This window comes from Amycolatopsis sp. NPDC114484, from assembly GCF_055633755.1.
This window is the reverse complement of record NZ_JBVKDQ010000023.1, coordinates 97,506-122,571: the sequence shown is the minus strand read 5'-3', so window position 1 is coordinate 122,571 and position 25,066 is coordinate 97,506. Positions and strand designations below refer to the sequence as shown.

The 25,066-nt window shown below is 69.0% G+C and carries 26 protein-coding genes, 1 tRNA gene and 1 pseudogene; 12 read left to right on the top strand and 16 right to left on the bottom strand.

Going from position 1 to position 25,066, the window contains the following annotated elements:
- Positions 1-7: 7 nt before the first annotated feature.
- A complete protein-coding gene (locus ACZ7SW_RS37895) occupies positions 8-607 on the bottom strand; it encodes a 50S ribosomal protein L25/general stress protein Ctc (protein WP_470235172.1) in 600 nt (199 codons plus the stop codon).
- A gap of 325 nt (positions 608-932) precedes the next feature.
- Between ACZ7SW_RS37895 and ACZ7SW_RS37890 the strand changes: the two genes are divergently transcribed.
- Both ACZ7SW_RS37890 and ACZ7SW_RS37885 read left to right on the top strand, forming a co-directional pair.
- Entirely contained in the window at positions 933-2,048 is a 1,116-nt protein-coding gene (locus tag ACZ7SW_RS37890; protein ID WP_470235171.1) for a hypothetical protein, read from the top strand.
- Positions 2,049-2,151: 103 nt separating this feature from the next.
- Positions 2,152-2,799 carry an NAD(P)-dependent oxidoreductase gene (locus ACZ7SW_RS37885; RefSeq protein WP_470235170.1) on the top strand — a complete coding sequence of 216 codons (648 nt, stop codon included), beginning with the start codon at positions 2,152-2,154 and terminating at the stop codon, positions 2,797-2,799.
- Positions 2,800-2,846: 47 nt separating this feature from the next.
- On the opposite strand, the gene ACZ7SW_RS37880 is transcribed toward ACZ7SW_RS37885, so the two are convergent.
- Complete coding sequence (locus ACZ7SW_RS37880) at positions 2,847-3,692, bottom strand: esterase/lipase family protein (protein WP_470235169.1); 846 nt, start codon at positions 3,690-3,692, stop codon at positions 2,847-2,849.
- A 110-nt stretch (positions 3,693-3,802) separates the two neighbouring features.
- On the opposite strand from ACZ7SW_RS37880, the gene ACZ7SW_RS37875 reads away from it, so the two are divergent.
- Positions 3,803-4,480, top strand: coding sequence for a TetR/AcrR family transcriptional regulator (locus tag ACZ7SW_RS37875; protein WP_470235168.1), 678 nt, complete (start codon positions 3,803-3,805; stop codon positions 4,478-4,480).
- Here the strand turns inward: ACZ7SW_RS37875 and ACZ7SW_RS37870 are convergent.
- Positions 4,416-5,288 (bottom strand): TIGR03621 family F420-dependent LLM class oxidoreductase, encoded by an 873-nt coding sequence (locus ACZ7SW_RS37870; protein ID WP_470235167.1) that lies wholly within the window; start codon positions 5,286-5,288, stop codon positions 4,416-4,418. The two genes, ACZ7SW_RS37875 and ACZ7SW_RS37870, sit on opposite strands and share 65 nt — an antisense overlap.
- A 96-nt stretch (positions 5,289-5,384) precedes the next feature.
- On the opposite strand from ACZ7SW_RS37870, the gene ACZ7SW_RS37865 reads away from it, so the two are divergent.
- Both ACZ7SW_RS37865 and ACZ7SW_RS37860 read left to right on the top strand, forming a co-directional pair.
- Positions 5,385-5,525 carry a hypothetical protein gene (locus tag ACZ7SW_RS37865; protein ID WP_470235166.1) on the top strand — a complete coding sequence of 47 codons (141 nt, stop codon included), beginning with the start codon at positions 5,385-5,387 and terminating at the stop codon, positions 5,523-5,525.
- Positions 5,522-5,809 carry a pyridoxamine 5'-phosphate oxidase family protein gene (locus ACZ7SW_RS37860; protein ID WP_470235165.1) on the top strand — a complete coding sequence of 96 codons (288 nt, stop codon included), beginning with the start codon at positions 5,522-5,524 and terminating at the stop codon, positions 5,807-5,809. Before ACZ7SW_RS37865 ends, ACZ7SW_RS37860 begins: the two co-directional genes overlap by 4 nt.
- Before the next feature lie 518 nt (positions 5,810-6,327).
- Here ACZ7SW_RS37860 and ACZ7SW_RS37855 read toward each other — a convergent pair.
- From ACZ7SW_RS37855 to ACZ7SW_RS37840, 4 genes are all read right to left on the bottom strand, one after another.
- A complete protein-coding gene (locus tag ACZ7SW_RS37855; protein ID WP_037820198.1) occupies positions 6,328-7,308 on the bottom strand; it encodes a ribose-phosphate diphosphokinase in 981 nt (326 codons plus the stop codon).
- Complete coding sequence (gene glmU, locus ACZ7SW_RS37850; protein ID WP_470235164.1) at positions 7,305-8,798, bottom strand: bifunctional UDP-N-acetylglucosamine diphosphorylase/glucosamine-1-phosphate N-acetyltransferase GlmU; 1,494 nt, start codon at positions 8,796-8,798, stop codon at positions 7,305-7,307. Before glmU ends, ACZ7SW_RS37855 begins: the two co-directional genes overlap by 4 nt.
- Positions 8,799-8,843: 45 nt before the next feature.
- On the bottom strand, positions 8,844-10,523 hold the full coding sequence (locus ACZ7SW_RS37845) for a GGDEF domain-containing protein (protein WP_470235163.1): 1,680 nt from the start codon (positions 10,521-10,523) through the stop codon (positions 8,844-8,846).
- Positions 10,524-10,613: 90 nt separating this feature from the next.
- Positions 10,614-10,685: transfer RNA gene (locus ACZ7SW_RS37840), tRNA-Gln, on the bottom strand.
- 197 nt (positions 10,686-10,882) lie between these two features.
- Between ACZ7SW_RS37840 and ACZ7SW_RS37835 the strand changes: the two genes are divergently transcribed.
- Positions 10,883-11,842, top strand: coding sequence for an acyl-CoA desaturase (locus tag ACZ7SW_RS37835; protein ID WP_470235162.1), 960 nt, complete (start codon positions 10,883-10,885; stop codon positions 11,840-11,842).
- A gap of 221 nt (positions 11,843-12,063) precedes the next feature.
- The gene (locus ACZ7SW_RS37830; RefSeq protein ID WP_162834135.1) at positions 12,064-12,654 is read left to right on the top strand and encodes a TetR/AcrR family transcriptional regulator; all 591 of its coding nucleotides are present in this window, start codon (positions 12,064-12,066) and stop codon (positions 12,652-12,654) included.
- Between the two features lie 4 nt (positions 12,655-12,658).
- Here ACZ7SW_RS37830 and ACZ7SW_RS37825 read toward each other — a convergent pair whose 3' ends face one another.
- The 3 genes from ACZ7SW_RS37825 to ACZ7SW_RS37815 all read right to left on the bottom strand — a co-directional run bounded on the left by ACZ7SW_RS37825 (position 12,659) and on the right by ACZ7SW_RS37815 (position 13,867).
- Positions 12,659-12,814: a VOC family protein gene (locus tag ACZ7SW_RS37825; RefSeq protein WP_470235161.1), complete on the bottom strand. Its 156-nt coding sequence runs from the start codon at positions 12,812-12,814 to the stop codon at positions 12,659-12,661.
- A gap of 110 nt (positions 12,815-12,924) precedes the next feature.
- Positions 12,925-13,323 (bottom strand): NUDIX hydrolase, encoded by a 399-nt coding sequence (locus ACZ7SW_RS37820; RefSeq protein ID WP_470235160.1) that lies wholly within the window; start codon positions 13,321-13,323, stop codon positions 12,925-12,927.
- A gap of 10 nt (positions 13,324-13,333) precedes the next feature.
- Positions 13,334-13,867: a MarR family winged helix-turn-helix transcriptional regulator gene (locus tag ACZ7SW_RS37815; RefSeq protein ID WP_470235159.1), complete on the bottom strand. Its 534-nt coding sequence runs from the start codon at positions 13,865-13,867 to the stop codon at positions 13,334-13,336.
- 25 nt (positions 13,868-13,892) lie between these two features.
- On the opposite strand from ACZ7SW_RS37815, the gene ACZ7SW_RS37810 reads away from it, so the two are divergent.
- Positions 13,893-14,615 carry an SDR family NAD(P)-dependent oxidoreductase gene (locus ACZ7SW_RS37810; protein WP_470235158.1) on the top strand — a complete coding sequence of 241 codons (723 nt, stop codon included), beginning with the start codon at positions 13,893-13,895 and terminating at the stop codon, positions 14,613-14,615.
- 2 nt (positions 14,616-14,617) lie between these two features.
- Here the strand turns inward: ACZ7SW_RS37810 and ACZ7SW_RS37805 are convergent, their stop codons facing one another.
- The 3 genes from ACZ7SW_RS37805 to ACZ7SW_RS37795 are packed head-to-tail and all read right to left on the bottom strand — an operon-like array spanning position 14,618 to position 17,569.
- Positions 14,618-15,775 (bottom strand): PQQ-dependent sugar dehydrogenase, encoded by a 1,158-nt coding sequence (locus tag ACZ7SW_RS37805; protein WP_470235157.1) that lies wholly within the window; start codon positions 15,773-15,775, stop codon positions 14,618-14,620.
- A 19-nt stretch (positions 15,776-15,794) separates the two neighbouring features.
- On the bottom strand, positions 15,795-16,448 hold the full coding sequence (locus ACZ7SW_RS37800) for a response regulator (RefSeq protein ID WP_037820214.1): 654 nt from the start codon (positions 16,446-16,448) through the stop codon (positions 15,795-15,797).
- Positions 16,445-17,569: a sensor histidine kinase gene (locus ACZ7SW_RS37795; RefSeq protein ID WP_470235184.1), complete on the bottom strand. Its 1,125-nt coding sequence runs from the start codon at positions 17,567-17,569 to the stop codon at positions 16,445-16,447. The genes ACZ7SW_RS37800 and ACZ7SW_RS37795 overlap by 4 nt, the downstream gene beginning before the upstream one ends.
- A 146-nt stretch (positions 17,570-17,715) precedes the next feature.
- Between ACZ7SW_RS37795 and ACZ7SW_RS37790 the strand changes: the two genes are divergently transcribed.
- Positions 17,716-18,321: a class I SAM-dependent methyltransferase gene (locus ACZ7SW_RS37790; protein ID WP_470235156.1), complete on the top strand. Its 606-nt coding sequence runs from the start codon at positions 17,716-17,718 to the stop codon at positions 18,319-18,321.
- Entirely contained in the window at positions 18,293-18,799 is a 507-nt protein-coding gene (locus ACZ7SW_RS37785; RefSeq protein WP_470235155.1) for a DedA family protein, read from the top strand. Before ACZ7SW_RS37790 ends, ACZ7SW_RS37785 begins: the two co-directional genes overlap by 29 nt.
- On the opposite strand, the gene ACZ7SW_RS37780 is transcribed toward ACZ7SW_RS37785, so the two are convergent.
- Positions 18,777-19,553 (bottom strand): MmyB family transcriptional regulator, encoded by a 777-nt coding sequence (locus tag ACZ7SW_RS37780; protein ID WP_470235154.1) that lies wholly within the window; start codon positions 19,551-19,553, stop codon positions 18,777-18,779. The genes ACZ7SW_RS37785 and ACZ7SW_RS37780 overlap by 23 nt on opposite strands.
- A gap of 88 nt (positions 19,554-19,641) precedes the next feature.
- Between ACZ7SW_RS37780 and ACZ7SW_RS37775 the strand changes: the two genes are divergently transcribed.
- A complete protein-coding gene (locus tag ACZ7SW_RS37775) occupies positions 19,642-20,583 on the top strand; it encodes an LLM class flavin-dependent oxidoreductase (protein ID WP_470235153.1) in 942 nt (313 codons plus the stop codon).
- A 6-nt stretch (positions 20,584-20,589) separates the two neighbouring features.
- Positions 20,590-24,168 (top strand): transcription-repair coupling factor, encoded by a 3,579-nt coding sequence (gene mfd / locus ACZ7SW_RS37770; protein ID WP_470235152.1) that lies wholly within the window; start codon positions 20,590-20,592, stop codon positions 24,166-24,168.
- Positions 24,169-24,171: 3 nt separating this feature from the next.
- Here mfd and ACZ7SW_RS37765 read toward each other — a convergent pair.
- A pseudogene (locus ACZ7SW_RS37765) lies at positions 24,172-24,740 on the bottom strand (LysR substrate-binding domain-containing protein).
- Positions 24,737-25,033: a LysR family transcriptional regulator gene (locus tag ACZ7SW_RS37760; protein WP_470235151.1), complete on the bottom strand. Its 297-nt coding sequence runs from the start codon at positions 25,031-25,033 to the stop codon at positions 24,737-24,739. The pseudogene ACZ7SW_RS37765 and the gene ACZ7SW_RS37760 overlap by 4 nt, the downstream one beginning before the upstream one ends.
- Between the last annotated feature and the right edge of the window lie 33 nt (positions 25,034-25,066).

Genomic DNA, 25,066 nt, shown 5'->3' with positions numbered 1-25,066 from the left:
AGGGAGTTTATTCGGCCGCTTCGGCGGCGGCTTCCTCGGCTTCGGCGTCCTCGTCGGCCGAGCCGCGCGGGGCCTCGTTGACGGCGACGACGAGCGCCTCGGCGTCGGTGACCAGCTCGGCACCGGCGGGCAGGGCGATCTGGCCCGCGGTGATCTGGACGCCGGCCTCGATGCCCTCGACGGAGACCTCGAACTGCTCGGGGATGTGCAGCGCCTCGACCTCGACCTGGATCGTGTCGATGTCCTGGGCGACCAGGGTGCCCGGGCTCGCGGTGCCGGTGACGACGATCGGAACGTCGACGGTGACCTTCTCGCCGCGCTTGACGACCAGCAGGTCGACGTGCTCGATGTAGTTCTTGAGCGGGTGGACCACGATGGTCTTGGTCAGCGCCAGCTCGACGTTGCCCTGCAGGTCCAGCGTGATGACGGCGTTGGTGCCGTTCTCGCGGACGACGCGGGCGAACTCGATGGCCGGCAGCGCGAAGTGCCGCGGGTCCGAGCCGTGCCCGTAGAGCACCGCGGGGATTTTGCCGGCGCGACGGGTGCGGCGGGCGGCACCCTTTCCGAACTCGGTGCGCGGTTCGACGGAAAGACGTACCTCGGACACGGTGTAGCACTCCTTCAATCACACGACGTGCGGCAGGGGGCGGCGGGATCGTCGATCTCTGCTCGGGGGCGGTTGTGCACGGCGGCGAGATTGCGGGCGTGAGCAGACCACGGGGCTTCTCGAGCCGCCGCGTCGATCACGCCGGGCACCTACAGGCGCACCCGCCTCGCCGAGACAACCCGAGAAGTGTAAACCAGCCGGTCCGCACGGGCACGCACCGGGTCGGCCGACGCTCCCCCGCGTGGGTGGGTGACGACACAAATCCCGTCCCGCCCGTCGATCTGATGGGGGTGGCATGATTCCCGCGGAAAGAGGGGCGGCCGACATGCGAGTTCGATGGACTGCGACAGCACTGGTGCTGCTGGGTGGGCTTCTCGCGGGCTGCCAGGTCGCGGTGACCGGCACCGCGGGACTGTCCGATGCCGACCGGCAGCTGGCTGAGCAGCGTGCGCAGCAGCAGACGGCGATCGACGCCGCGCTGCAAGCGCTGGAGCAGGCGCCGGCGCTGCAGTACGACGCGACGCTGAAGGACGGCGCCGGCAACCCGGCGACGCTGACGTACCGCGTCGCGCGCGACGGCAACGGCTTCGGCGCGCTGCCGATGGAAGGCAAGTCGGTGCGGATCACCGAGCCGGCCGGGCAGCTGTACCTCGCGGCCGACGCGGACTACTGGAAGTCGCACGGGCTGGAGGAGAACAGCACCCAGTTCGGCGGCGGATGGGTGCACACCGTCGGGAGCGAACTTCCGGTCGACCCGGCCGCGCGGCTGGCCCCGCCGAAGCTCGCCGGCGAACTGCGCAAGGCGCTCGGCGGTCTCGGCTCGGGCGCTCCGCGGAAGCAGAAGCTGCCGGACGGCACCGAGGTGTACGACCTCGGCGGCGCGCTGCAGGTGACCACCGCCGCACCGCACCGGGTCGCCGGGTTCGCGCCGGCGCTGCTCGACCCGCGCGGCGGCCCGAAGCTGGGCGCGGCGTTCCGCGTCCGGCCGCTCAGCGCCGCCGAGATCAAGCAGTTCCACAATGATTTCAACGCCGCGGTCGACGCGATCGGGCAGCCGTTCGACGGGCTCGCGCAGGCGAGCGTCACGGTGCTCAACGACAAACTCGACTGCCAGGACTACGTCGGTTCCTGCAAGACCACAGTGGACGTTTCGAACAGCGTCGTCGGCAATCAGCCGGGTTCCAAACCGAATGTGCACATCAAGCTTTCGGTGGAGATCAGCGCGGACTCGCTCGGCTCGCAAAGCTGTGCCACCGAGGGCGACGCGGCCGCGGACGCGACCATCACGATGTCCTGTTCGGTCAAATTCTCCCTGCCCAACCGCACCGCTAGCTACCAGGTGCTGGCGAAGCCGACGGCGGTCGCCGAGGTGCGCTCGCCGGTCGACGCGAACGCGGTGAAGGCGAAGCTGGCCACCGCGTTCGCCGCGCTCGGCGGCTGACCTGCACGCTCACCTCGGGGTGCGTTTCTTCCGTTGAAGTAGCCGAAGACCGGTCCTTACCATCGGATTCGACGAGACGGACTTTCTTTTCGAGGAGCGGCAAATGAGCAAGCTTGTGGTGTTCGGCGCGACGGGATTCGCCGGCAGCCGGATCACCGACGAGGCGCTGCGGCGCGGGCACTCCGTGACCGGAGTCGCGCGCAAGGCCGAGGGCCTGCCCTCCGGTGTCGAGGCGCGGTCGGGATCGATGCATGACGCGGAGTTCGTCGCTTCGGTGGCCAAGGGCGCGGACGTGCTCGTGGTCGCGACGCCGGGCCGCGCGGACGACGAGGGCCGCCGTCTGGTGGACGCCCTGCCGACGCTGCTGGAAGCGGCTCGCGCGAACGGCGCGCGGCTGGCGATCGTCGGCGGCGCGGGTTCGCTGCGGGTCAGCGAGGACGGGCCGCGAGTGATCGACACCCCGGAGTTCCCGGAGGAGTACAAGGCGGAGGCGGGCAGCCACGTCCTCGTCCTGGAGGCCCTGCGCGAGCTGCCCGGCGACGATGTCGACTGGTTCTACGTCAGCCCGGCGGCCGAGTTCGGCTCCTGGATCCCGGGCGAGCGCACCGGCAAGTTCCGTCTCGGCGGCGACGTGCTGGTCAGCGACGCCGACGGCCGGTCGCACATCAGCGGCGCGGACCTGGCGATCGCGTTCCTGGACGAGATCGAAGAGCCGAAGCACTCGCGCGCCCGGTTCACGCTGGCGTACTGAGCGCGGAACCCGGTGGTGCTCGTGGCACCACCGGGTCGCTTTGTGTCTCAGCCGGGAGATCCGGCGGTGCAAAGGAATTTCTCGGCGTGCGCCGGGTCGAGCGCGTTGGTGACCAGGTTCCAGACGTTGAGGTCGTAGGCCTCGCCGATGTGCCCGACCGGATCGAACGGGCAGGTGTCCTGGATGTACTCGTTCGTGACGCCCGGCTCGCGCACGAAGGACGTTTCGGTGGGCGTGACCAGTTCGTCGAACCGCGATGTGAGCACCGTGTAGCGCACGCCGGGCTGCGCGATGGGACCGTTCGTGAGCGTCTGGACCGCGCTGCCGTCGGTGATCAGGTTGTCGCAGGCCGGGCAGCCGAACGCGGTGAGCACCTTGCCGACTTCATCGCGAATTCCCAGCAGGTACGCCAGTTTCGTCAGATTGGCGAACGTGGTGCCGTGCGCGGGCGGCGCGATCGCCACGACGGAGCCGATCCGGTCGGCGATTCCTTGAGTCTTCGTGACGTACAGGGACTGGAAGCCGCCTTCGGAGTGGCCGACCAGATCCACTTGCGCCGCACCGGTTTCCGTCAGCACCTCACCGACGAACTGCTTGATTTCCGTTGCGGAGTCGGCGATCGGGCGAAGTCCGCCGACTACCGGGAACTGCGGGTACGCGCCGTAGGTCCGGCTGAAGGTGCAGTATCCCTTGGCGGCGACGTGCTCCTGGAGGAAGTTCAAGTCCTCATAGGACGTCGCGCCGAGCCCGTGGAGGAACACCACCGGACGCGGATGCGCGCTGCTCGGCCGGCACGCCGGATCGTTGACGCCGCCGGTCGCAGCGGCAGTGGCTGGGGCGGCGAACGCGGCGGTCAGCAATGCCGCGGCGGCCAGGACGATACGCAACCTCATCGGAGCGGTCCTTCCCTGTCGTCCTTGACAGTGGATACCCGTGGGTATTGGATACCTGAAGGTATTGAGCGGGCTGAGGCAGTGTCAACCCCCGGATGAGGGAGAAGCCGATGACCGGCCGGACGCGGCCGACGCGGGCGGAGACCCGGCGGCGCATCCTCGACGCGGCCTTCGCCGTGTTCGGGGAGCAGGGAATCGCCGCGACGAAACTGACCGAGGTGGCCGCCGCTGCTGGGTTGACGAAAGGTGCGGTCTACTCGAGTTTCGCGTCGAAAGACGAGCTGGTGCTGGCGTTGATGGAAGAGCACGCCGCGCACCGGCTCGAGGCGAGCCTGGCGAGTTTCGCCGAAGCGGACGACGGCGGCGCGGGTCTGGCGAACGTCGCCGCGGTGCTGATGTACGAAATGCGCACCGACGCGGTGTGGCACCGGCTGCTGGCCGAGTTTTTCGCGATGGCGCACCACGACGACCGGCGGCGCGACGCGTTGCGCCGGCGCCGCCGGGAGGTTCGCGACACGATCGCCCGTGCCTTGAACCGGCTCGCTGAGGGGTTGGCCCTCGAACTTCCTTTGCCTGCCGAGGAATTCGCCGTCGTGCTGCTCGCGTTGAGCAACGGATTGGCGGTGGAAGCCGACATCGACGACGAAGCCGTGCCGGACGGTCTCCTCGGCCGCGTGCTCACGCTGATCGCCGGAGACGCCGTCGCGAAGGTGCAGGCGGCGGCTAACGACCCCGCAGTTCAGCCACCACCGGAGCGAAAGTCTCCATCATCGCCTCGAACACGGTGAAGTAGGAGAAGCCGTACCGTTCGCGGTGGGCAATCAGCTGCTGCACCATTTCGTCCACCGTGCCGAAGAGCAGCTGCGGCGCGCGTAGCAGTTCGTCGACGTCCGCCGCGCTGCGTTCCTCGGTCTCGGCATGCCATTCCTCGGCGGCCGCGCGGCGATCGTCGGTGACCACGACGCGCTGGACCAGCATGTTGTAGTCGATCTCGCGATCCCCTGCCAGGGAACGGAAATACGCGATCCGCTCGTCCATCGCCACGTCGTTGTCGAGCACGAACGTGCCCGGCGGACGTCCTCGATCCTGACGGAGACCGGCGAACCCGGCGATGTCCGCCTGTTCCGCCGCGAGCTTCAGCACGCCGTCGCTGTTGCCCGCGATCAGCAGCTTCGGCATGCCGCCCTCGTCCTCGACGCGCGTGCGCAGCTCGGCGAGACCTTCGGTGAGGTACGTGATCCGGTCGGCGGCTTTGCGCCAGGGCAGTCCGGCGTCGTCGAACTCGTGCTTCATATGGCCCGAGCCGAGGCCGAGTTCGAAGCGGCCTCCGGTGAGTTTGTTGGTGGTGGCGACATCGCGGGCGAAGAGCGCCAGGTTGTAGAAGGGCACATTGGACACGAGCGTGCCGACCCGCACCCGCTCGGTCACCGCCGCCGCGGCCGTGAGCGCGGGGAACGGAGACAGTCGCCCCGGCCCGAGATGGTCGGGCACAGTCAGGTGGTCGTAGCCGAGTTCCTCGGCACGCTGGCACTTTTCGGTCCACTCAGTGCCGTCGGCGGTGAGCCGCAGGCTGACGCCGAATTCGAATTTCCCCATGGCTGCGACGCTAGTCAGTCCCGGATGGGTGACGCATCGGTTTTCGCCGCCGGCGGAACCCGGTTTTTGTCGTACCCCGGGGCTAGCTTCGGGGGCATGGTGTTGTCGAGTGAAGAACGGGAACAGTTTCTGGCCGAACCGCACATCGGCGCGCTCGCGGTGGTGGAGCGCCCGGACCGAGCGCCGCTGACGGTGCCGATCTGGTACCAGTACACCCCGGTGGCGAGCTGTGGGTGATCACGGAACCGAACTCGCGCAAGGCGAAAGCGATCGAGGCGGCCGGTCGGTTCAGCCTGATGGTGCAGAGGGTCGAGCCGACGGTGCGGTACGTGTCGGTGGAGGGTCCGGTGGTCCGGACGCGGCCGGGCAGCTACGAGCTGACGTGGGAGATGGCTTCGCGGTACCTGCCCGCCGACAAGGTGGCCGGGTATGTGGAGTACGAGCGGACGCAGCTAGGGGAGCACATGGCGATCCATATGCGGCCGGAGAGGTGGCTGTCTTCGGATATGGGCGCGGCGTGACGGTCGGCGCGGCTGAGCTGGGGCGGCCGTGGCTGAGTTGGGCGACGGTCGGGCCAGGCGGCGTGGCTGGGTTGGGCGATCCGGCTGACGCGGCCGGTTAGCTTGGCTGGGGCGGCCGTGGCTTGAGCTGGGCGACGGGCAGGGGCCAGACGGCGAGGTCTCGGCGAGGCGGCGTGGCTGGACCGGTGGCGGTGCCGCATGCCTCACCCCGGGCCGCCCGGTTCGGCCGCCTGGTTCAGGCTGTCCGGCTCAGATTGCTCGGTTCAGGCCGCCTGGTTCAGGCCGTGCGGCTTAGGCCGCCTGGCTCAGGTAAGCCTTTCCCCGGCAAACGGGCGCGGTCTCGCACGCGGAGCGTGCTCGCCAAACGACGCGACCCGAGCCAGCGGGGTGCGACCTGATCCAGGCCGCGCCGCCAACTCGGGCCGCGTTGTTCAGAACCGTTCAGAAGCTGCCGAGACTGAAGATGCTGAGACTAAAGCTGCCGAGACTGAAGATGCTGAGACTAAAGCTGCAGAGACTCAGGCGTTGCCGTCGAACAGGGAGGTGACCGAGCCGTCCTCGAACACCTGCTGGATCGCTTCCGCGAGCATCGGCGCGATGGACAGCACCGTCAGCCCCGGGAAGCGCTTTTCCTCCGGGATCGGCAGCGAGTTCGTCACGATGACCTCGCGCGCCTTGCACTGCGAAAGCCGCTCGGTGGCCGGGTCGGAGAGGATGCCGTGCGTGGTCGCGATGACCACGTCCGCCGCGCCCTCTTCCAGCAGGGCCTCGGTGGCCTTCACGATCGTGCCGCCGGTGTCGATCATGTCGTCGATCAGCACGCAGAGCTTGCCCTCGACCTTGCCGACCACGCGGTTCGCGACGGCCTGGTTCGGCTTGTCCGGGTCGCGCGTCTTGTGGATGAACGCGATCGGCCGGTCGCCGAGCTGCTGCGCCCACTTCTCGGCAAGGCGCACACGGCCCGAGTCCGGCGAGACGACCGTGATGTCCGCGTCGCCGTAGGTCGACTTGATGTGGTCGGCGAGCACCGACTGCGCCAGCAGGTGGTCGACCGGGCCGTCGAAGAAGCCCTGGATCTGCGCGGTGTGCAGGTCGACCGTCATGATCCGGTCCGCGCCCGCGGTCTTGAACAGGTCCGCGATGAGCCGCGCCGAGATCGGCTCGCGGCCCTTGTGCTTCTTGTCCTGGCGGGCGTACGGATAGAACGGCATGACCACGGTGATCCGCTTGGCGCTCGCGCGCTTCAGCGCGTCCACCATGATCAGCTGCTCCATCACGTACTCGTTGATGGGCGTGGTGTGCGCCTGGATCACGAACGCGTCGGTACCGCGCACCGACTCCTCGAACCGCACGAACAGCTCGCCGTTGGCGAACGTGTGCGCGGTCTGCGGGGTGATCGTCACGTTGAGGTGCTTGGCGACCTCTTCCGCGAGCTCGTGGTGCGCACGCCCGGAGAAGAGCATCAGATTCTTCTTCGGCGTACCTGACTTCGGACTCATGCTGGCGACTCCCCGTCGGTTCCTGCTGCTGACTCGGACACAACGGTGTCCTGCTGGGAGGCGAGTGCGGCTTCCGCCGCCTCCGCCGCGGGCGTGCCCGGCCTGCGCCGGACCGCCCAGCCTTCGATGGTGCGCTGCGGACCGGCCGACAGCGCCAGTGAGCCAGGCGGGACGTCGTCGCGGATCACCGCACCGGCTCCACTGTAAGCGCCGTCCCCGATCCGCACCGGCGCGACCAGCGTGTTGTCCGCCCCAAGCCGGACATGCGAGCCGACAACGGTCTGGTGTTTGGCCACCCCGTCGTAGTTCACGAACACACTGGAACAGCCGATGTTGCTGTGATCGCCGACGATCGCGTCGCCCACGTACGTGAGATGCGGCACCTTTGTACCGGTGCCGATCTGCGCGTTCTTCGTCTCGACGAACGCACCCAGCTTGCTCTTCGCACCGAGCTTCGTGCCCGGCCGCAGGAACGTGTACGGACCGACATTCACGCCGTCGCCCAGCTCAGAGTCCGAACCGTGCACGCGGACGACCGAAGCGCCCGCGCCGATCTGCACGTCGGTCAGCGTGGTGTCCGGGCCCACAACGGAGCCCTCACCGACCGAGCAATGGCCCTTGAGCTGGGTGTTCGGCTCGATCAGCACGTCACGGGAGAGCGTGACGTCCGCCTCGATCCAGGTGGTGTTCGGGTCCGTGACCGTGACGCCTTCGCGCTGCCAGCGGCGCACGATGCGACGGTTGTACTCGGCACCGAGCACCGAAAGCTGCACGCGGTCGTTCACGCCCTCGGTGACCCACGGGTCGTCGACCACCAGCGCGCCGACGCCCTTGCCGTCCTCGCGGGCGATGCCGAGGACGTCGGTGAGATAAAGCTCACCCTGCGCGTTGTCGGTGGACAGCCGCGACAGGCCGTCGATCAGCACAGCCGCGTCGAAGGCGTAGACGCCGGAGTTGATTTCGGTGATCGCCCGCTGCTCCGGCGTCGCGTCCTTGTGCTCGACGATCGCGCTGACCGAGCCGTCGGTGCCGCGCACGATGCGGCCGTAGCCGGTCGGGTCGGCGACCTCGGCGGTGAGCACGGTGACCGCGTTGCCCGCCTTGGCGTGCTCGGCCCGCAGCGCTTCCAGGGTTTCGGTGTCCAGCAGCGGAACGTCGCCGTAGCTGACGACCACGGTGCCGGTGAGTCCTTCCGGCAGTTCCGCCAGCGCACACGAAACGGCGTGGCCGGTGCCCTTTTGCTCCTCCTGCACGGCGGTGGCGACCTCGCGGCCCAGCGCCTGCCCGACCCGGTCGAGTTCGGCGCGCACGGCGTCGCGGCCGTGTCCGATCACGACCACCAGATGCTGCGGCGCGAGGCCGGCGGCGGCGCGCACAGCGTGTTCCACCAGCGGCCTTCCGGCGATCGGGTGCAACACCTTAGGAGTGGAGGAACGCATGCGGGTGCCCTCACCCGCAGCGAGGATCAGCGTGCTCAGCGGGCCGCTCACGAGTCTCCCAACGATTCACCGGTGCGTTGACGAGCACCAACGATCCTACGTGGGGTCCCCAGCGCTCCACGCGGGGTCGGTCGGAGCCGTTTCCCCAGGCCAGCCGCCCATGCCGTCGCCCGCCATCGAGTTGGCCGACGCCACCTGGTTGCCACCGCCGCGTTTCGCTTCGTACATCGCCGCGTCTGCGCGCGCGAGCACCTGCTCGGCCCGCTCCTGCGGACGCAGCGACACGAGTCCAATGGACAACGTCACCCCGTGCGAAAGGTGATGAGGCAGCGTCGCGACCGACTTGGCCGCGCGGCCGAGCGCCATCTTCGCCGCCGACGCCGGCGCGCCGGGCAGCAGCACGATGAACTCGTCGCCGCCGTAGCGGGCAACGACGTCGTCGCCGCGCAGAGCGTCGCGCAGAGTGCTTGCGACAACACGCAAAACGTTGTCGCCCTCGGCGTGCGACTGCCTGTCGTTGACGCCCTTGAACCCGTCGAGGTCGACCAGCGCGACCGCGAGCGGCTGCGCGTCCGCCGACGACGCCAGCGAGCGCAGCCGTTCGTCGAGCGCGCGCCGGTTCGGCAAGCCGGTGAGCGGATCCTGCAGCGCCTGCTGGGTGATCGCGCCGTGCTCGGCGGACAGCCGTTCATGCTCGCGGCGCGCGTTCAGCGTGGCGATCTGCGATTCGCGCAGCGCCCACATTTCGGTCTCCAGCGCGGTCGCGTAGTCGATCAGCGACTGGCTCGCCGCTTCCGGGTCGAGCCGGGCGAGTTCGCGGGAGAGGGTGAGCCGCATCGACGGCTGCGAGACGTCATCGGCCAGCACGTCACGGACCTCGCGCAGCACCTGCAGCGCGTCGCCGCGGCGGCCTGCCTGATCGAGACAGCGGGCCAGCGCGATCGCGACCAGCTCCTGCTCGTGCGGGTAGTGGTGGCCGAGATGCATGCCCTGCAGGCGTTCGACGTGTTCGGCGGCCGGGTCGTGCAGCGCGAGCGCCGCGGCCAGCACGCCGACCTGGTCGACCGCCGACACCCCGATCTTGCGCGGGAACAGCGATTCGGCGAACGGGCCCTCCGCGGCCACCGCCATCGACGCGGCGGTGCGGAACTTCTCCGCCGATTCGTCGTACTGCTCGATCCGCTCGAGCCGAAGGCCCCAGCCGAGCAGCATCTTGACCCGGTTCATCAGCTGCAGGGTGATTTCGTGCGGGCTCGCGCTTTCCCGGATCGCCTGGTGCGCGCGGCCGATCACCTCTTCGGCGGCCTCGTAGACGCCGAGCTGGTTGAGCACTATCCAGCAGTCGATGAGCGCCATCGACTGCATGCGGTTCCAGTTGCGGACGCCGACCTGGCGGTCCGGAATCGTGGAGTCGTCGAGGATCGCGAGCGCGCGGGCGATCTCGGTGAGCGCGGCGTCCTCCTGCGCGGCGAGCACGAGCCGGCGTCCGCGCAGCGCGTGCGCGTCCGCGCGAAGCAGCGACAGACCGTGCCGGCGGGTGTGCGCGAGCATCTCGTCGAGCCGGGGTTCGGCCTCGGCGGCGAGGCCGCGCGTGACGAGCCGGGAGAAAGCGGAGGCGCGCAGCAGTTGGGCGACGAGCGTGGGTTCTCCCCGGCGCAGGGTCTCCTCGAGCAGCTCGTCCATGATCTTGACGATCTCGAGCTGGTTTTCGTGCTCCTGGCGCTGAACGGCCGCGATGAGTTCCCGCGCGCGCCCCACCAGCCACGCGTCCGACATCTCGACCAGGGTCGGGCGACGGGCGCCCGCGGGGTCGCTCGGTTCCTCGCTCAGCCGCCCCCACTCCCATCGCCCTCGCCGGATGTGCAGCTCCGCCGCCAGGATTCGAACCTGAACTGTCAGAACCAAAATCTGAAGTGCTGCCGATTACACTACGGCGGATCGGTCCTGGTCAGGATAGCGATGATCGAGGACGGGGGCGCCAGGAGGGGGAGGCGTGCGCCACAAGGCCGTCCCGGGCACCGGGCAATCGGACTTTTCGGGCCTCCACAGCGCCGGAAACCTCCTGTACCGTAACTTACGACACCGTAGGTAAGGGCACCCTCTGTGCGGGTGTTGTCAGAGGAAGAAGTGTGCGTATGACGGCTACCCTCGACCGTTCCCAGTCAGCCGGAGGCCCGCCGAAGGGCCCCAAACCGATCACCGAGGGGCAGCGTTCAGTCGGCGTCCAGGTCTCGGTGTACCTCGGCGTCCTGATGCCGCTCGTGGCACTGCTGATCGCCGTGCCGTTCGCCTGGGGCTGGGGTCTGACCTGGCTGGACGTCGCGCTGTTCGTCGTCTTCTACGGCATCAGCGGGCTCGGCATCACCGTCGCCTACCACCGCTACTTCACCCACGGTTCGTTCAAGGCCAAGCCGTGGCTGCGCGTCGTGATGGCGATCGCGGGCAGCATCGCGTTGCAAGGCCCGGTGATCACCTGGGTGGCCGACCACCGGCGCCACCACGCGTTCTCCGATCGCGACGGGGATCCGCACTCGCCGTGGGCCTTCGGCACCTCGCCGCTGGCCATCGCCAAGGGTTTCTGGCACGCGCACATGGGCTGGCTGTTCGATCGCGACACGAGCAACCAGGCCCGGTTCGCCCCGGATCTGGTGAAGGACCCGGCGATCCGCAAGGTCGACGACCTGTTCTGGCTGTGGGCCGTGGTGAGCCTGTTCGGCCCGGCGCTGCTCGGCGGACTGATCTCGTGGTCGCTGTGGGGCGCGGTGACCGCGTTCTTCTGGGCGGGGCTGGTCCGCGTGTGCGTGCTGCACCACGTGACCTGGTCGGTCAACTCGATCTGCCACATGATCGGCGAGCGGCCGTTCGCCGCCCGCGACCGTTCGGCGAACTTCTGGCCGCTGGCGATCTTCTCCTTCGGCGAGTCCTGGCACAACCTGCACCACGCCGACCCGACCTCGGCCCGGCACGGCGTCAAACGAGGCCAGATCGACATGTCGGCGCGGCTGATCTGGATCTTCGAAAAGTTCGGCTGGGTGCACGACGTGCGGTGGCCGACCCCGCAGCGGCTGGCCCGGATCGCGGCTGAGGCCAAGTAGGTTTTCCTTTGCCGGGGCTGAGTATTCCCGGCGCACACACTCTCGAATGAACCCCGTCGTCCGGCGGGGTTTGTTCATGTTCGGGCCGAGCCGGCCGCGGCTCCCTGAAGCCCGCCGGAGCCAAGCCCGCTACCCTGCTGCGAATGGCGGCGAGACGACGGGCGAAACGAGAAGCGGCGGTCACCGGCGCGCGGCCGGCCGCACCGGTCGCCCGGGTGCGCATGACGGGCACCGAGCGCAGGCAGCAACTGCTCAACGTGGCGCGTGCGTTGTTCGCCGAGAAGGGTTTCGACGGCACCTCGGTCGAGGAGATCGCCGCGCGGGCGAACGTGTCCAAACCGGTTGTCTACGAGCACTTCGGCGGCAAGGAAGGCATTTACGCCGTCGTCGTCGACCGGGAGACGCAGCTGCTGCTCGACCGGATGATCTCGACGCTCCACGGCGGACATCCGCGGGTGATGCTGGAGCAGGCCGCCGTCGCGTTGCTGAGTTACGTCGAGGATTCCCACGACGGTTTCCGCATTCTCGTCCGCGATTCCCCGGTCGCCAGTTCCACCGGCACCTTTTCGACTGTCCTCAACGACATCGCCAGCCAGGTCGAGCACATCCTCGCGCAGCAGTTCGCCGCGCGCGGGTATGAGGAGAAGCTGTCCGCGCTCTACGCGCAGGCGCTCGTCGGCATGGTCGCGCTCACCGGGCAATGGTGGCTGGACGCGCGCAAACCGAAGCGCGACGAGGTCGCCGCGCATCTGGTGAATCTGGCCTGGAACGGGTTGTCGCACCTGGAAAACAAGCCCCGGCTGCTCGGCTGAATCCTTATCCGCCGGACGGCGCGTTGCTCAGATCGACTACGCAGAATAGGCTTTCGTCCGGGTCGGCGAGCACCACGAAGTCCGGCTCGGGCGGGTAATGCTCCGAGTCGACCCGTTGTGCTCCGAGTCCAAGTGCGTGCGCGCCGCCAGGGTCCGCCATGTCTCACTCGCCCATTCCGGGTCCTCGACGAGCCCGAGCGCTTCGGACCAGAACCCGCGTCGCGCGTTCGACGTCGGCGACTCCGGGCACCGTCGTCCCGAGGCGCGGCGTCAGACCAGTTTTCCTTGGGCGTGCAGGTCATCGAGGATCAGCTGGACTGTCGCCGACACCCGGTCGCGGTCGGCGTGGGCGAGCCAGCCGAACGACTCGATCTCGCTGCTCGGCTTCAGCTCGCCGGTGTAATCCGCGGTGTAGCAAGTCATTCGCACCACGACGCCGTCCGCCTTGCCGTGCGCCTGTGCTTCCCAAGCCCCGGCCAGCTGCGCGGACGCCAGATCCAGCGTGACGCTCAGTTCCTCGGCGATCTCCCGGACGAGCGTCTCGACGTCCGACTCGCCCTCCTCGCGTTTCCCGCCGGGCAGGTACCAGGTGTCCTTGCCCGCGGAACGCGCGGCGAGCAGCTGGCCGTCGACCACGTGCAGCCAGGCGACTTTGTCGATGGTGGGCATGTCAGCCACCTTACCTCCGCGCTCGCTGGTCCAGGTCCGCGAGCAGGATGCGCAGGAGATCGGCCAGCTGCTCGCGCTGCGCCAGGGACAGCGAAGACACCAAGTTTTCCTCGTGCTCCAGCAGATCTCCGACGGTTCGCTCGATCAGCTCGTGGCCGGCTTCGGTCAGTTCGACGTACACCCCGCGACGGTCCGAAGTGGACTTGACCCGGCGGACGTGGCCGTCACGTTCGGCGCGGGCGGTCTGCTGGGAGATCGCGCCAGGGCTGACCCGGCAGCGTTTCGCGAGTTCGCCCGCGCTGAGCCGGTACGGCGGCCCGGCCCGGCGCAGCGTGCTGAGCAGCGTGCGGGTGGAGGCGTCCATCCCGAGTTCCAGCATGGTCGCGCGCCGGTCGTCCTCCAGCAGTTTCGCGATGTGCCAGATCCGCGTGATCACGCCGATGGACGACACCGGCGTGCCCGGCCGCTCTCGCAGCCACGCCCGCTGAATCTCGTCCACCTCGTCGCTTGACGGGTTTTCCCCGCCGCCGGTACCGTCGTCCACAAGAGGTACTTTAGCAATAAAGGATGTGGGGATGAATCGGGACGTAGTAGTGACCGGGGGCGGTACCGGAATCGGATACGCGATCGCCGCGGCGTTTGCCCGGGACGGTGATCGGGTCACGATCACCGGACGGCGCGAGGACGTGCTCACCGAGGCGGCGACGCTGCTCGGCGCGCGTGCGGTGAGCTTCGACGCGAGCGATCCCGAGGCGGTCGAGGCGGCGTGCGACCAGTTGCCGGAACGGGTCGACGTGCTGGTGAACAACGCTGGCGGCAACACGGATTTCCTGCGTTCCGACGGCCGGGGGCTGAAAGCGCTCGACGCTGCCTGGACGGCCAACATCCGGGCGAATCTGTTCTCCGCCGCGTTCGTGACGTCGGCATTGGGGCAACGGCTGGCCGACAACGGCCGCATTGTCACCATCGGCTCGATCGCCGGGCACACCGGCGCGGAGTCGTACGGCTGGGCGAAAGCCGCGGTGGAGGTGTGGAATGCCGAAGCCGCGCGCCAATTCGGTCAGCGGGGGATCACCGCGAATATTGTCGCGCCGGGGCTGATCGTGGACACCGAATTCTTCCGCGGCAAGCTTTCCGCCGAACGCCAGGAGCGGCTGGTCGAGAACACGATGACGAAACGCGCGGGCAAACCGGACGATGTCGCCGAGGTGGTGCGCTTCCTGGCTTCCCCGGGGGCCGGACACGTCACCGGGCAGGTCGTGCACGTGAACGGCGGCGCGTACGTCGGCTGATCTCACCTCGGGGTCACGCGCAGGACTTTGTCGTTGCTGCCGTTGGAAGTCGTCACGTACAGCGAGCCGTCCGGGCCGCTCCGGGCGGCTCGCAACCGGCCGAATTTGTCGTTGAATTCCGCGGGCAGCGTGACTCCGGTGACCTTCGCGGCGGCGTCGAGGTGCAGCAGCAGGAGTTTCTGTCCCTTCAGTGCCACCACGACCAGCGCGCCTTCGTTCGCGCCCCATTGTCTGCCGGTGAGAAACGCGTCGCCGCTGGTCGCCTCGGTGATCTGGCCGGAGGTCCACAGTGGACGAATCGCGGCCGGGAACCGGGTGCTGTCGGTCATCGGCACGCTCTCGTCATAGCTGGGATCGGCGCCGCCCTTCGACGGATCCCAGCCGTAATTCCCGCCTGGCCGCAGGAGATTCACCTCGTCGTCGAACGCCGGTCCGTGTTCGGAGGTGACCACCTGCCCGGTGCCCGGCCGGATCGCGACGCCTTGCACGTTCCGGTGGCCGTAGGTGTAGATCCGGCGTTCGTTCGGGTCCGCGGACGACAGGAAAGGGTTGCCGGGCAACGGTTCCCCGGTCTTCGCGTCGATCCGCAGCACCTTGCCGCCGAGGCTGTGCCGGTCCTGCGCCACGGTGGACCGCGCCGTGTCGCCGGTGCCGACGAGCAGCGCGCAGTCGGGAGCGAGCGTCGGACGGCAGCCGGAATGCCGTCCGCTCGGGTTCACCGGCAGACCGGTCAGCAGATCGCGCACCTTGTCCGCGCTCGCTCCGTCGTCGGCGAGCCGCCAAGTGACGAGCCGGACATCCACCGCGCGTCCGTTCTCCTGGTGCGTCTGGCAGGTGGTGAACTCGCGCGACTTCGCGAAATCCGCCGCCAGGACCAAGCCCATCAGACCGCCTTCGCCCTGCACGAGGACATCGGAGAAATCGGCGCGCACGTCGGTCTTCCGGCCGTCGCGGATCAGCGCGAGCTTGCCGGGACGCTGCGGCACGAGCAGCGACCAGTCGGGCAGGAAGGCGATGTCCCAGCCGTGTTCGAGGCCGTCCGCGACCTCCTGCACGGTGAACCGGCCCGACTCCGGCTTCGCTGGGGCCGGGACACTCGCTGGCGCGGCCGAGCAGGCGGCGAGCACCAGAACGGCGGCGAGCAACGCGACGAGACGCATGGGTCCAGCATGCCCCGATTCAGCCGCCGGGACGTACCAATCCGGATTCATACGCGAACACGACCGCGTGCACCCGATCCCGCAGCCCGAGCTTGTTCAGCAACCGTCCGACGTGCGTCTTCACCGTCGTCTCGCCGATGAACAGCGTCCCGGCGATCTCGGTGTTCGACAATCCGCGGGCGATCAGGCCGAGCACGTCCTTCTCGCGTTCGGTCAGCGTCTCCAGTTTCTGCTCGTCCAGCGGCGTCCGGTGCGCGCTGAGATAGCGGTCGAGCAGGCGTTTCGTCACCGATGGCGACACCATCGCGTCGCCGCGCAGCACGCCGCGGATCGCCACCAGCATCTCGTCCGACGGCGCGTCCTTGACCAGGAATCCGCTGGCCCCGGCACGAAGCGCGGAGTAGGCGTACTCGTCGAGGTCGAACGTCGTGATCACCAGCACCGAGGTGTCCGGCAGCTCGGCGCAGATCTGCGCGGTGGCCGCGACGCCGTCGAGCACCGGCATCCGGACGTCCATCAGCACGAGGTCCGGCCGTCGCGCGCGGGCGAGTTCGACGGCTTCCGCACCGTCGCCCGCCTCGGCGACCACCTCCAGATCGGGCTGGCTGTCGACGATCATCCGCAGCCCGACGCGCACCAGTTCCTGGTCGTCGCAGATCAGCACGGACGTCATGCGGCGTCCGTCCGCAGCGTGGCCGAGACGCGGTAGCCGCCGTCCGGCAGCGCGCCGGTTTCGAGCTTGCCGTGGTACATCGTGACGCGCTGGGCCATGCCGGTGAGCCCGCGCCCGGATCCGGGCAGTCCCGCCGCGACCGGTTGGCGGCCGCCGGAGTTGGTGACCTCGACGTGGATTTCCGGACCGGCGAAGGTGACCCGGACGCGGCCGGTCGCGTCCGGCGGCGCGTGTTTGAGCATGTTGGTCAATGCCTCCTGGACGATGCGGTACGCCTGGAGCGCGACACCGGCGGGCAGGTCGGCGATGTCGCCGTTGACTTCGAGGGTGACTTCGCGGCCGGACTGCGCGACGAGTGTGCGCAACTGGTCGAGTGTCGGCTGCGGAGCGCGCGCGGGTTCGCCGGCGTGCATCACTTCCAGCAGTCGCCGAAGCTCGGCGAGTGCGGAACGGCCGGTTTTGCTGATGGTGTCGAGCGTACGGTCGACAGCGTCCGGGTCGTGGTGGCGCGCGAGCTTCGCTCCTTCAGCGTTCAGGACGATCACGCTCATGCTGTGCGCGAGTACGTCGTGAAGCTCGCGCGCGATCCTTGTGCGCTCTTCGGCGACTGAAGCACGACTGCGCGCTTGTTCCTCGGACGCTGCCAGTTCAGCTCTCAGTCGTTCTTCTTCGGCGAGTTGTTCCTTCGTGCGGAAGAATGCGCCGAGAGCCCAGGCCGCCAGGTAGAGCGGCAGTGCGCCGATAACGGTGAGCGTCGGGTTCAGGGTGTTGGTGCCCCAGGTGAATCCCCAGAAGGCGTCCAGGCCGGCGATAGCCACCGCGAAGCCGATGAACCATCTGTCGCCGGCTTTGACGAGCGTGTACAGCACCACCGCCATCGCGAGGTCGCTACGGCCACGGTCATACGCCCATACCTCGTTCGTATAGACGAGCGCTACTCCGATGAGGATCAGGAGCGCGACAGTGCGCGGGTAGCGGCGACGCACCAGCAGAGGGAGCAGAAACAGCATCGAAACCATGCGCAGCAGCCAGGTCTGCTGATCCGCGATGTTGGGTCCGAAGGTGATGAAGACGGCGTACAGCGGCAAGTCCAGCAACCAACGCTGCTTGCGCCCCCACATAACCAGTCTCCGCACGAAACGAACGTAACGCGAGATCGTCGTCGCGCGCGTCGTTCCGGAGGATGGCCGTGGTCCTCCGAGCGAACGACTTTTCCCGCCGCCCGAGCCGATCCGCGACGACCGAAGCGCTTCCTACGGTCGAAAACATGTCGATTACCAGGGAGTTCTTCCGACACCCGATGCGGACCGGCGCGATCGCCGCCAGCTCTGCACGGCTGGCCGGAGTGATGACGGCAGGGCTGGGCGTCGAGAGCGCGCACAGCGTGGTGGAACTGGGGGCGGGAACGGGAGTGTTCACCGAAGTACTGCTTCGCATGCTTCAGCGCGACGCGCACTTCACCGCGGTGGAAATCAATACGCACCTCGTACAGGAGCTACGCGAACGCTTCCCGTCGCTAAATCTTGCGGAGGGCTCTGCGGAACACGTCGCTGCGTACGTGACGATGCCGGTCGACGTGGTCGTCTCCGGCCTGCCGTGGACAGCCATGCACGCCGCGCCACAGGCTGCGGTACTGAACTCCGTCTGCGAGGTGCTTTCCCCGCAAGGCCGCTTCACCACCTTCGCGTACGCGCACACCTCCTGGACCCCGCCAGCACGTCGGTTCGCACGGTTGCTGCGAAGCCGCTTCGCGGTCGTCGAACGCACCAGTGTGGTTTGGCGGAACCTGCCGCCGGCGTACGTGTACCGCGCGGCTTTGCCGGTGCGGTCGGGACTGGACCGCTATGGACAGCCTGCTTCAGTCGCTTCTTGAGGCTCCCGCGCCGCTGGTCTACCTGATCTGCGCGCTGGTGATCATGGCCGAGACAGCGCTGTTGCCCGGCATCGTGTTGCCGACGCTGTCCACCTTGCTGCTCATGGGTTTCCTTGTGCAGCGCGGGACTTTACAGCTGTGGCCAGCGCTCACGGTCTGCGTCGCGTCGGCGCTCGCGGGGGATCAGCTTGCGTACTGGGAAGGTCGACTGTGGGGACCGAGGCTGCGTCGGTCCCGCGTAGGGCAGCGGATCGGCGAAGCGAAGTGGGACAAGGCCGAAGCGACCGTCGCGCGTTACGGCGTGCCAGCAGTCGTCCTAGGGCGGTGCCTCGCTGGCGTACGCACTCTCGTGCCGCGTGTCGCCGGTTCTGCTGGACTGTCGTACCGACGCTTCTTCATCGGAAGCCTGTGCGCGGCGGTGCTGTGGGCGGGCGTGGAGCTGACGATGGGTCAGGTCACCGGTTGGGTTGCGCCTTGAGCAGCTCCGCGGTCGAAGCGTCGGCGGGCAGGAAGGTTTCGAGACTCAGCTCGGCGACCGTTACGTCGACTGCGGTGGCGAACTGCGTGATCGCGGTGAGCAGCCGCAGTTCGCCCGCCGAGCTGGACAGTCGCAGCGGCACAGCGAAACCGAGGTGGTCGCCGGACGGTTCGCCAGGCGTCGGCAGGTAGCCGGTGAGTTCGTCCAGCAACGCCTGATGCCGTGGATCGGGCCCGTGAGCCAGACCTCGGCGCGGGCGTTCGAGCACGTGCTGCGCCCAATCGGCGAAGTTCTGGATCCGCGGTGCCATCCCGCGCGGGTGCAAGGCCAGCCGCAGCACGTTGATCGGCGGTTCGAGCAGCTCCGTCGCGACGTCCTCGGTGAGCAGATCGAAGCCGTCGTTCGCCGCGACGAGATCGCCGTAGCGATTCACGACCAGCGCCGGGTACGGCTCGTGCCCGGCGAGCAACGCGCGCAGCGACTCCAGCACCGGCGTCAACGCGGGGTCGTCCAGCCGCGTTTCGGGATAGACCGGCGCGTATCCGGCGGTCAGCAGCAAGGCGTTGCGCTCGCGCAGCGGCAGGCCGAGCGCCTCGGCGACGCGCACCACCATGCCGCGTCCGGGGAGCGAACGGCCGCGTTCCATGAAGCTGACGTGGCGTTGCGTCGTCCCGGCTTTCAGCGCGAGATCGAGCTGGCTGAGCCGGCGGCGGGAACGGGCGTCGCGCAAGGCGTCGGCGAACGAAGTGGGCACCTGCGCGATTCTTGTCGGTCTCCGCGTCCGCTTGCCATTCCCTCCAGGGAATTGCCGGTACACCGGGCTGAGCTGGATCGTCGACGGCGTGGAATTCGGACTTCTTCTTCCCGCCGGACAGGCGCAGCTCGAAGCAGGCGGCACCCCGCGTGCCCTCGTCGCGTTAGCCCGCGAAGCCGAACGGCTCGGCTTCGCGTCGATCTGGGCCGGTGACTCGCTTTCCCGGCCGCGGATCGAACCGCTCACCCTGCTCACCGCGGTCGCGCAGGCGACCGAGCGCGTCACCGTCGGGACCGCTGTGCTGCTGCCCGCACACCGCAACCCGGTGCAGACGGCGATGACGCTGGCCTCGGTCGACCTGATCTCCGAAGGACGGCTGGCAGTCGGCGTCGGCGCGGGTTTCCCCGGTTTCAGCGAGCGGGAGTTCGACCTGGCCGGGGTCGATTTCCGGACGAGGTTCTCGCATCTGGACGACGTCGTCACGCTCTGGCGTGAGCTGTGGACCGGGCAGCCGCGCTCGTTCCACGGCAAGGTGCTGAACTACGACTGGCTGCCGCCAGCCGTTCGGCCCGCGCGTGTTGGCGGCCCGCCGATCTGGCTGGGCGGCGCGACGCCAGCCGCGCTACGCCGCACCGCTCTGCGTTACGACGGCTGGCTCCCGTACCCGCCGGACCCTGCGGATTACGCGTCCGGCCTCGCGACGATCCGCGCCGCCACTGATCGCACGGTCACCCCATCGCTGTTCCTGACGGCCTACGTCGACCCCGATCCGCGCCGAGGTCAGCGCGTCCTGGAGGACTACGCGCAGGCGACTTATCAACGGTCGCTGGCGCAGATCAGCACCGTCCAGGCGACCGTGACCGGCCCGGTCTCGGAGGTCGCGGCGACCGTGCGCCGATACGCCGAGGCCGGAGCGGAGCACGTGCTGCTGCGCGTCGGCTCGCTGGAACCCGGTGCGGTCGAGCGGCAGCTGCCCCTGTTGGCGGAGGTGATCGCCGGGGAGCGGAAACCTGTCGGTGCCGCGACGTAGGCTGGGATGGTGACCGACGCTGTACTGTCCGGACTCCTCCAAACCATCCTTCCCGACCCGGCGCTGCGCGGCGTTGTCGAGCGCGCCGGCGCCCCGCTGCTCGAACTGCAAGGCGCTGTCGCCGTACGGCAGCTCGTGGCCGCCGCGCTGGCCGAAGACCCCGAGCGCGGCGGCGCGGGCCGTCCGGTGCTGGCCGTCACCGCCACCGGGCGGGAGGCCGACGAGCTGACCGCTTCGCTCAGCGCGCTGCTCGGGCCCGGCCGCGTGGCCGACTTCCCGTCCTGGGAGACGCTGCCGCACGAGCGCCTTTCGCCGCGCGCGGACACGGTCGGGCGGCGGCTGGAAGTGCTGCACCGCCTGCACGCCGGCGACGACGAGCTGCGGGTCGTGGTCTCGACTGTGCGCAGCCTCATCCAGCCGATGGCTCCCGGGCTCGGTTCGCTCGCGCCGATCGACCTGGTCGTCGGCGAGGAGCAGAGCTTCGAGGACCTGCTCGAACGGCTGGTCGAGCTGGCGTACACGCGCGTGGACATGGTCGAGAAGCGCGGCGAGTTCGCGGTCCGCGGCGGCATCCTCGACCTGTTCGGGCCCACCGCGCAGCATCCGGTCCGCGTCGAGTTCTGGGGCGACGAGGTCAGCGAGATCCGCGCGTTCGCGGTGTCCGACCAGCGCTCGCTCCCCGGCGAGATCCAGCGGGTCACCGCGCCGCCGTGCCGAGAGCTGCTGCTCACGCCGGAAGTCAAGACGCGCGCGGCCGAGCTGGCCACCACGTACGAGGCCGACGCGCACCTGGCCGAAATGCTCACCAAGCTGTCCGACGGCATCCCGGTCGAGGGCATGGAGGCGCTCATCCCGGTGCTCTGCGAGGGCGAGCTGGCCCTGCTCACCGACGCGATGCCGCAAGGCAGCCACGTGCTGCTGGCCGATCCGGAGAAGATCCGTGCCCGCGCGGCCGACCTCGTCCGAACCGGACAGGAGTTCCTCGAAGCCTCCTGGACCACCGCCGCGGCGGGCGGACAGGCCCCGATCGACCTCGGCGCGTCGGCGTACCGCGATCTGTCCGAGATCGCCGCGCACGCGCAGGACACCAAGCGCCCGTGGTGGACGCTCACCCAGCTGACCAGCGAAGACCCGGACGTCTACCGCGTAGCCATCGAGCCAGCCCCCGCCTACCGGGGCGAGCTGGAACGCGCGATGACCGACCTGCGCGCGCACCTCGCGTCCGGCGGCACCGGCGTGCTCGTCGTCGCCGGGCAGGGCACCGCCAGCCGCGCGGTCGAGCAGCTGATGGCGGCCGAGGTCCCGGCGAAGCACGCCGAAGTGCTCGCCGACGTGCCGCCCGCCGGGGTCGTCACGGTCACCTGCGGCGGGCTCGCGGAGGGCTTCGTCTCGCCGGAGCGCGCGCTCGTGGTGCTGTCCGAGGCGGACCTGACCGGCCGCGGCGCCACCGCTGGCTCGTCCACAAAGGACTTGAACGCCAAGATGCCGTCGCGCCGCCGCGGCGCGGTCGACCCGCTGGCGCTCAAGGCGGGCGACTACGTGGTGCACGACCAGCACGGCATCGGCCGGTTCGTGGAAATGGTGCAGCGCACGGTCGCCGGCGCCACCCGCGAGTACCTGCTGCTGGAGTACGCCTCGTCCAAGCGCGGCCAGCCCGGCGACCGGCTGTTCGTGCCCACCGACCAGCTCGACGAGGTGTCCCGCTACGTCGGCGGCGAGCTGCCCACGCTCAACAAGCTCGGCGGCTCGGACTGGAAGAACACCAAGGCGCGCGCCAAAAAAGCGGTCAAGGAGATCGCCGCCGAACTGGTGCAGCTCTACGCCGCCCGCCAGGCCGCGCCCGGCCACGCGTTCGGCCAGGACACGCCGTGGCAGTCCGAGCTGGAAGACGCCTTCCCGTTCACCGAGACCAACGACCAGCTCGCGGCCATCGACGAGGTCAAGTCGGACATGGAGCGCGGCGTCCCGATGGACCGCGTGATCTGCGGCGACGTCGGCTACGGCAAGACCGAGATCGCGGTGCGCGCGGCGTTCAAGGCGGTGCAGGACGGCAAACAGGTGGCCGTGCTCGTGCCGACCACGCTGCTCGCGCAGCAGCACCTGAACACCTTCACCGAGCGCATGCGGTCGTTCCCGGTCACCATCAAGGGCCTTTCGCGGTTCACGCACAAGGCCGAATCGGACCGGACCCTCGAACAGCTCGCCGAAGGCGAGGTCGACATCGTCATCGGCACGCACCGGCTGCTGCAGACCGGCATCCGCTACAAGGACCTCGGCCTCGTGATCGTGGACGAGGAACAGCGGTTCGGCGTGGAGCACAAGGAACACATCAAGGCGCTGCGCACGCACGTGGACGTGCTCACCATGTCCGCGACGCCGATCCCGCGCACGCTGGAGATGTCGCTGGCGGGCATCCGCGAGATGTCGACCATCCTCACCCCGCCGGAAGACCGGCACCCGATCCTGACCTATGTCGGCGCGTACGACGACAAGCAGGTCGGCGCCGCAGTCCGGCGCGAGCTGCTGCGCGACGGCCAGGTGTTCTACGTGCACAACCGGGTGTCGTCGATCGAGAAGGCGGCGAAACGGATCCGCGAGCTGGTGCCGGAGGCGCGCGTCGTCACCGCGCACGGGCAGATGAACGAGGACAAGCTCGAAAAGATCATCCAGGGTTTCTGGGAGAACGAGTACGACGTCCTCGTCTGCACCACGATCGTCGAGACCGGCCTGGACATCTCCAACGCCAACACGCTGATCGTGGAACGCGGCGACATGCTCGGGCTCGCGCAGTTGCACCAGCTGCGCGGCCGCGTCGGGCGTGGCCGCGAGCGCGGATACGCGTACTTCCTGTACCCGCCGGAAGCTCCGCTCACCGAGACCGCGCACGACCGGCTGGCCACCATCGCACAGAACACCGAACTCGGCGCGGGCATGGCGGTCGCGATGAAGGACCTGGAAATCCGCGGCGCGGGCAACATCCTCGGCGCGGAACAGTCCGGGCACATCGCGGGCGTCGGGTTCGACCTGTACGTGCGCCTCGTCGGCGAAGCGGTCGAAGCGTTCCGGCGGCACGCGGGTGCGGAGCCCTCGGAGGACGAGGAACTGGCCGAAGTCCGCGTCGACCTGCCGGTGGACGCGCACATCCCGCACGACTACGTCCCCGGCGAACGGCTGCGGCTGGAGGCGTACCGCAAGATCGCGTCGGCTCCGGACACGGCGGCCCTCGACGCGGTGCGCGAGGAACTGGTCGACCGCTACGGCCAGCCGCCCGCCCCGGTCACCCGGCTGCTCGCGGTCGCGGCGTTCCGGCACACTTGCCGGGCCGCCGGTGTCACGGAGGTCGCGGTGCAGGGCAACACGATCCGGTTCGCCCCGCTGCCGTTGATGGACTCGCAGCTGGTGCGGCTGAAACGCTTGTACCCCAAGGCGATGTACAAGGCGATCACCAACACGGTGTCAGTGCCGAAACCGACCGAAGGGCCGGCAGGCGGCCGGATGGGTGCGCCGGTGCTGCGGGATCAGGAACTGCTCGACTGGTGCACGAAGTTGTTGTCCCAGTTGACGAAAACCCCTGCGGCGGTGTGAGTGCTATTCCGTCACTAGCTTGGTGAACGCCTTGGCGGCGGCCCCGGGGGTGCGTCCCGCCGGGGTGGCCAGTGCGATGGGCCAGTCCAGGTCGGCGTCGGCGATCGGCAGTGCGACGAGGTCGTCGTCGGCCGGGAGGATCGCCCGGGGCAGCAGTGCCACGCCAAGCCCCTGCCGGACGAAATCGGTACCCGCGGTGATGTCGTTGATCTCGATGGCGAGGTGCCGTCGTACCCCGGCGGCGGCGAACGCGCGGTCGGTCACGGCGCGATTTCCGTAGCCGAGCGGGAAATCGATGAACGGTTCCTCCGCCAGGTCGGTCAGCGCCAGGTCGTTCCGGTGGGCGAACGGATGATCTCGGGGAACCACGAGATCGAGCGGCGTGGACGTCAGTGTCCGCAGCTGCACCGTGGCTGGCGGGCGAGATCGAGCCGCCCTTCGGCGATCGCCGCGATCAGCCCGGGCGATCCGCCTTCGGACGACGCGGTCGCGAGGTGAACCGACACGCGCGGGTGCTCGCGGTGGAAGCCGCCCAGCAACGCGGGCAAGTCGATCAGCCCGAGGGAACTCATCGTCCCGATGCGCAGCCCGCCCCGGACCGCGTGCACGGTGTCGCGAGCATTGGGCGGCATCGAGCGCGGCGCGTGCTTTCGGCAGAAGCGCGAGGCAGGCCTCGGTGAGGCTGACGCGCCTGGTCGTGCAGCTCTCGTTCCAGCGAAGCGATGGTCGCCGACACCGTGGCCCGCGCGAGGTGCAGCCGGGTCGCGGCACGGGTGAAGCTGGCTTCCTCCGCGATCGCGACGAAGCACTCGAGCTGCCGCAACTCTATGGCCGATTCATAGCACTGCTCGATCAATGCGACCACTAATCTTTGTTGGACTCGATCAGCGAGCGGGGG

Coding starts and splice junctions, on each gene's coding strand:
- ACZ7SW_RS37870 (WP_470235167.1), bottom strand. CDS start 5,288: ATGGGGAAATTCGAATTCGGCGTCAGCCTGCGGCTCACCGCCGACGGC.
- ACZ7SW_RS37875 (WP_470235168.1), top strand. CDS start 3,803: ATGACCGGCCGGACGCGGCCGACGCGGGCGGAGACCCGGCGGCGCATC.
- mfd (WP_470235152.1), top strand. CDS start 20,590: ATGGTGACCGACGCTGTACTGTCCGGACTCCTCCAAACCATCCTTCCC.
- ACZ7SW_RS37795 (WP_470235184.1), bottom strand. CDS start 17,569: ATGTGGGGGCGCAAGCAGCGTTGGTTGCTGGACTTGCCGCTGTACGCC.
- ACZ7SW_RS37845 (WP_470235163.1), bottom strand. CDS start 10,523: ATGTCGGACGCGTGGCTGGTGGGGCGCGCGCGGGAACTCATCGCGGCC.
- ACZ7SW_RS37830 (WP_162834135.1), top strand. CDS start 12,064: ATGACGGGCACCGAGCGCAGGCAGCAACTGCTCAACGTGGCGCGTGCG.
- ACZ7SW_RS37805 (WP_470235157.1), bottom strand. CDS start 15,775: ATGCGTCTCGTCGCGTTGCTCGCCGCCGTTCTGGTGCTCGCCGCCTGC.
- ACZ7SW_RS37825 (WP_470235161.1), bottom strand. CDS start 12,814: ATGGCGGACCCTGGCGGCGCGCACGCACTTGGACTCGGAGCACAACGG.
- ACZ7SW_RS37835 (WP_470235162.1), top strand. CDS start 10,883: ATGACGGCTACCCTCGACCGTTCCCAGTCAGCCGGAGGCCCGCCGAAG.
- ACZ7SW_RS37880 (WP_470235169.1), bottom strand. CDS start 3,692: ATGAGGTTGCGTATCGTCCTGGCCGCCGCGGCATTGCTGACCGCCGCG.
- ACZ7SW_RS37885 (WP_470235170.1), top strand. CDS start 2,152: ATGAGCAAGCTTGTGGTGTTCGGCGCGACGGGATTCGCCGGCAGCCGG.
- ACZ7SW_RS37800 (WP_037820214.1), bottom strand. CDS start 16,448: ATGACGTCCGTGCTGATCTGCGACGACCAGGAACTGGTGCGCGTCGGG.
- ACZ7SW_RS37790 (WP_470235156.1), top strand. CDS start 17,716: ATGTCGATTACCAGGGAGTTCTTCCGACACCCGATGCGGACCGGCGCG.
- ACZ7SW_RS37890 (WP_470235171.1), top strand. CDS start 933: ATGCGAGTTCGATGGACTGCGACAGCACTGGTGCTGCTGGGTGGGCTT.
- ACZ7SW_RS37820 (WP_470235160.1), bottom strand. CDS start 13,323: ATGCCCACCATCGACAAAGTCGCCTGGCTGCACGTGGTCGACGGCCAG.
- ACZ7SW_RS37865 (WP_470235166.1), top strand. CDS start 5,385: ATGGTGTTGTCGAGTGAAGAACGGGAACAGTTTCTGGCCGAACCGCAC.
- ACZ7SW_RS37855 (WP_037820198.1), bottom strand. CDS start 7,308: ATGAGTCCGAAGTCAGGTACGCCGAAGAAGAATCTGATGCTCTTCTCC.
- ACZ7SW_RS37785 (WP_470235155.1), top strand. CDS start 18,293: ATGGACAGCCTGCTTCAGTCGCTTCTTGAGGCTCCCGCGCCGCTGGTC.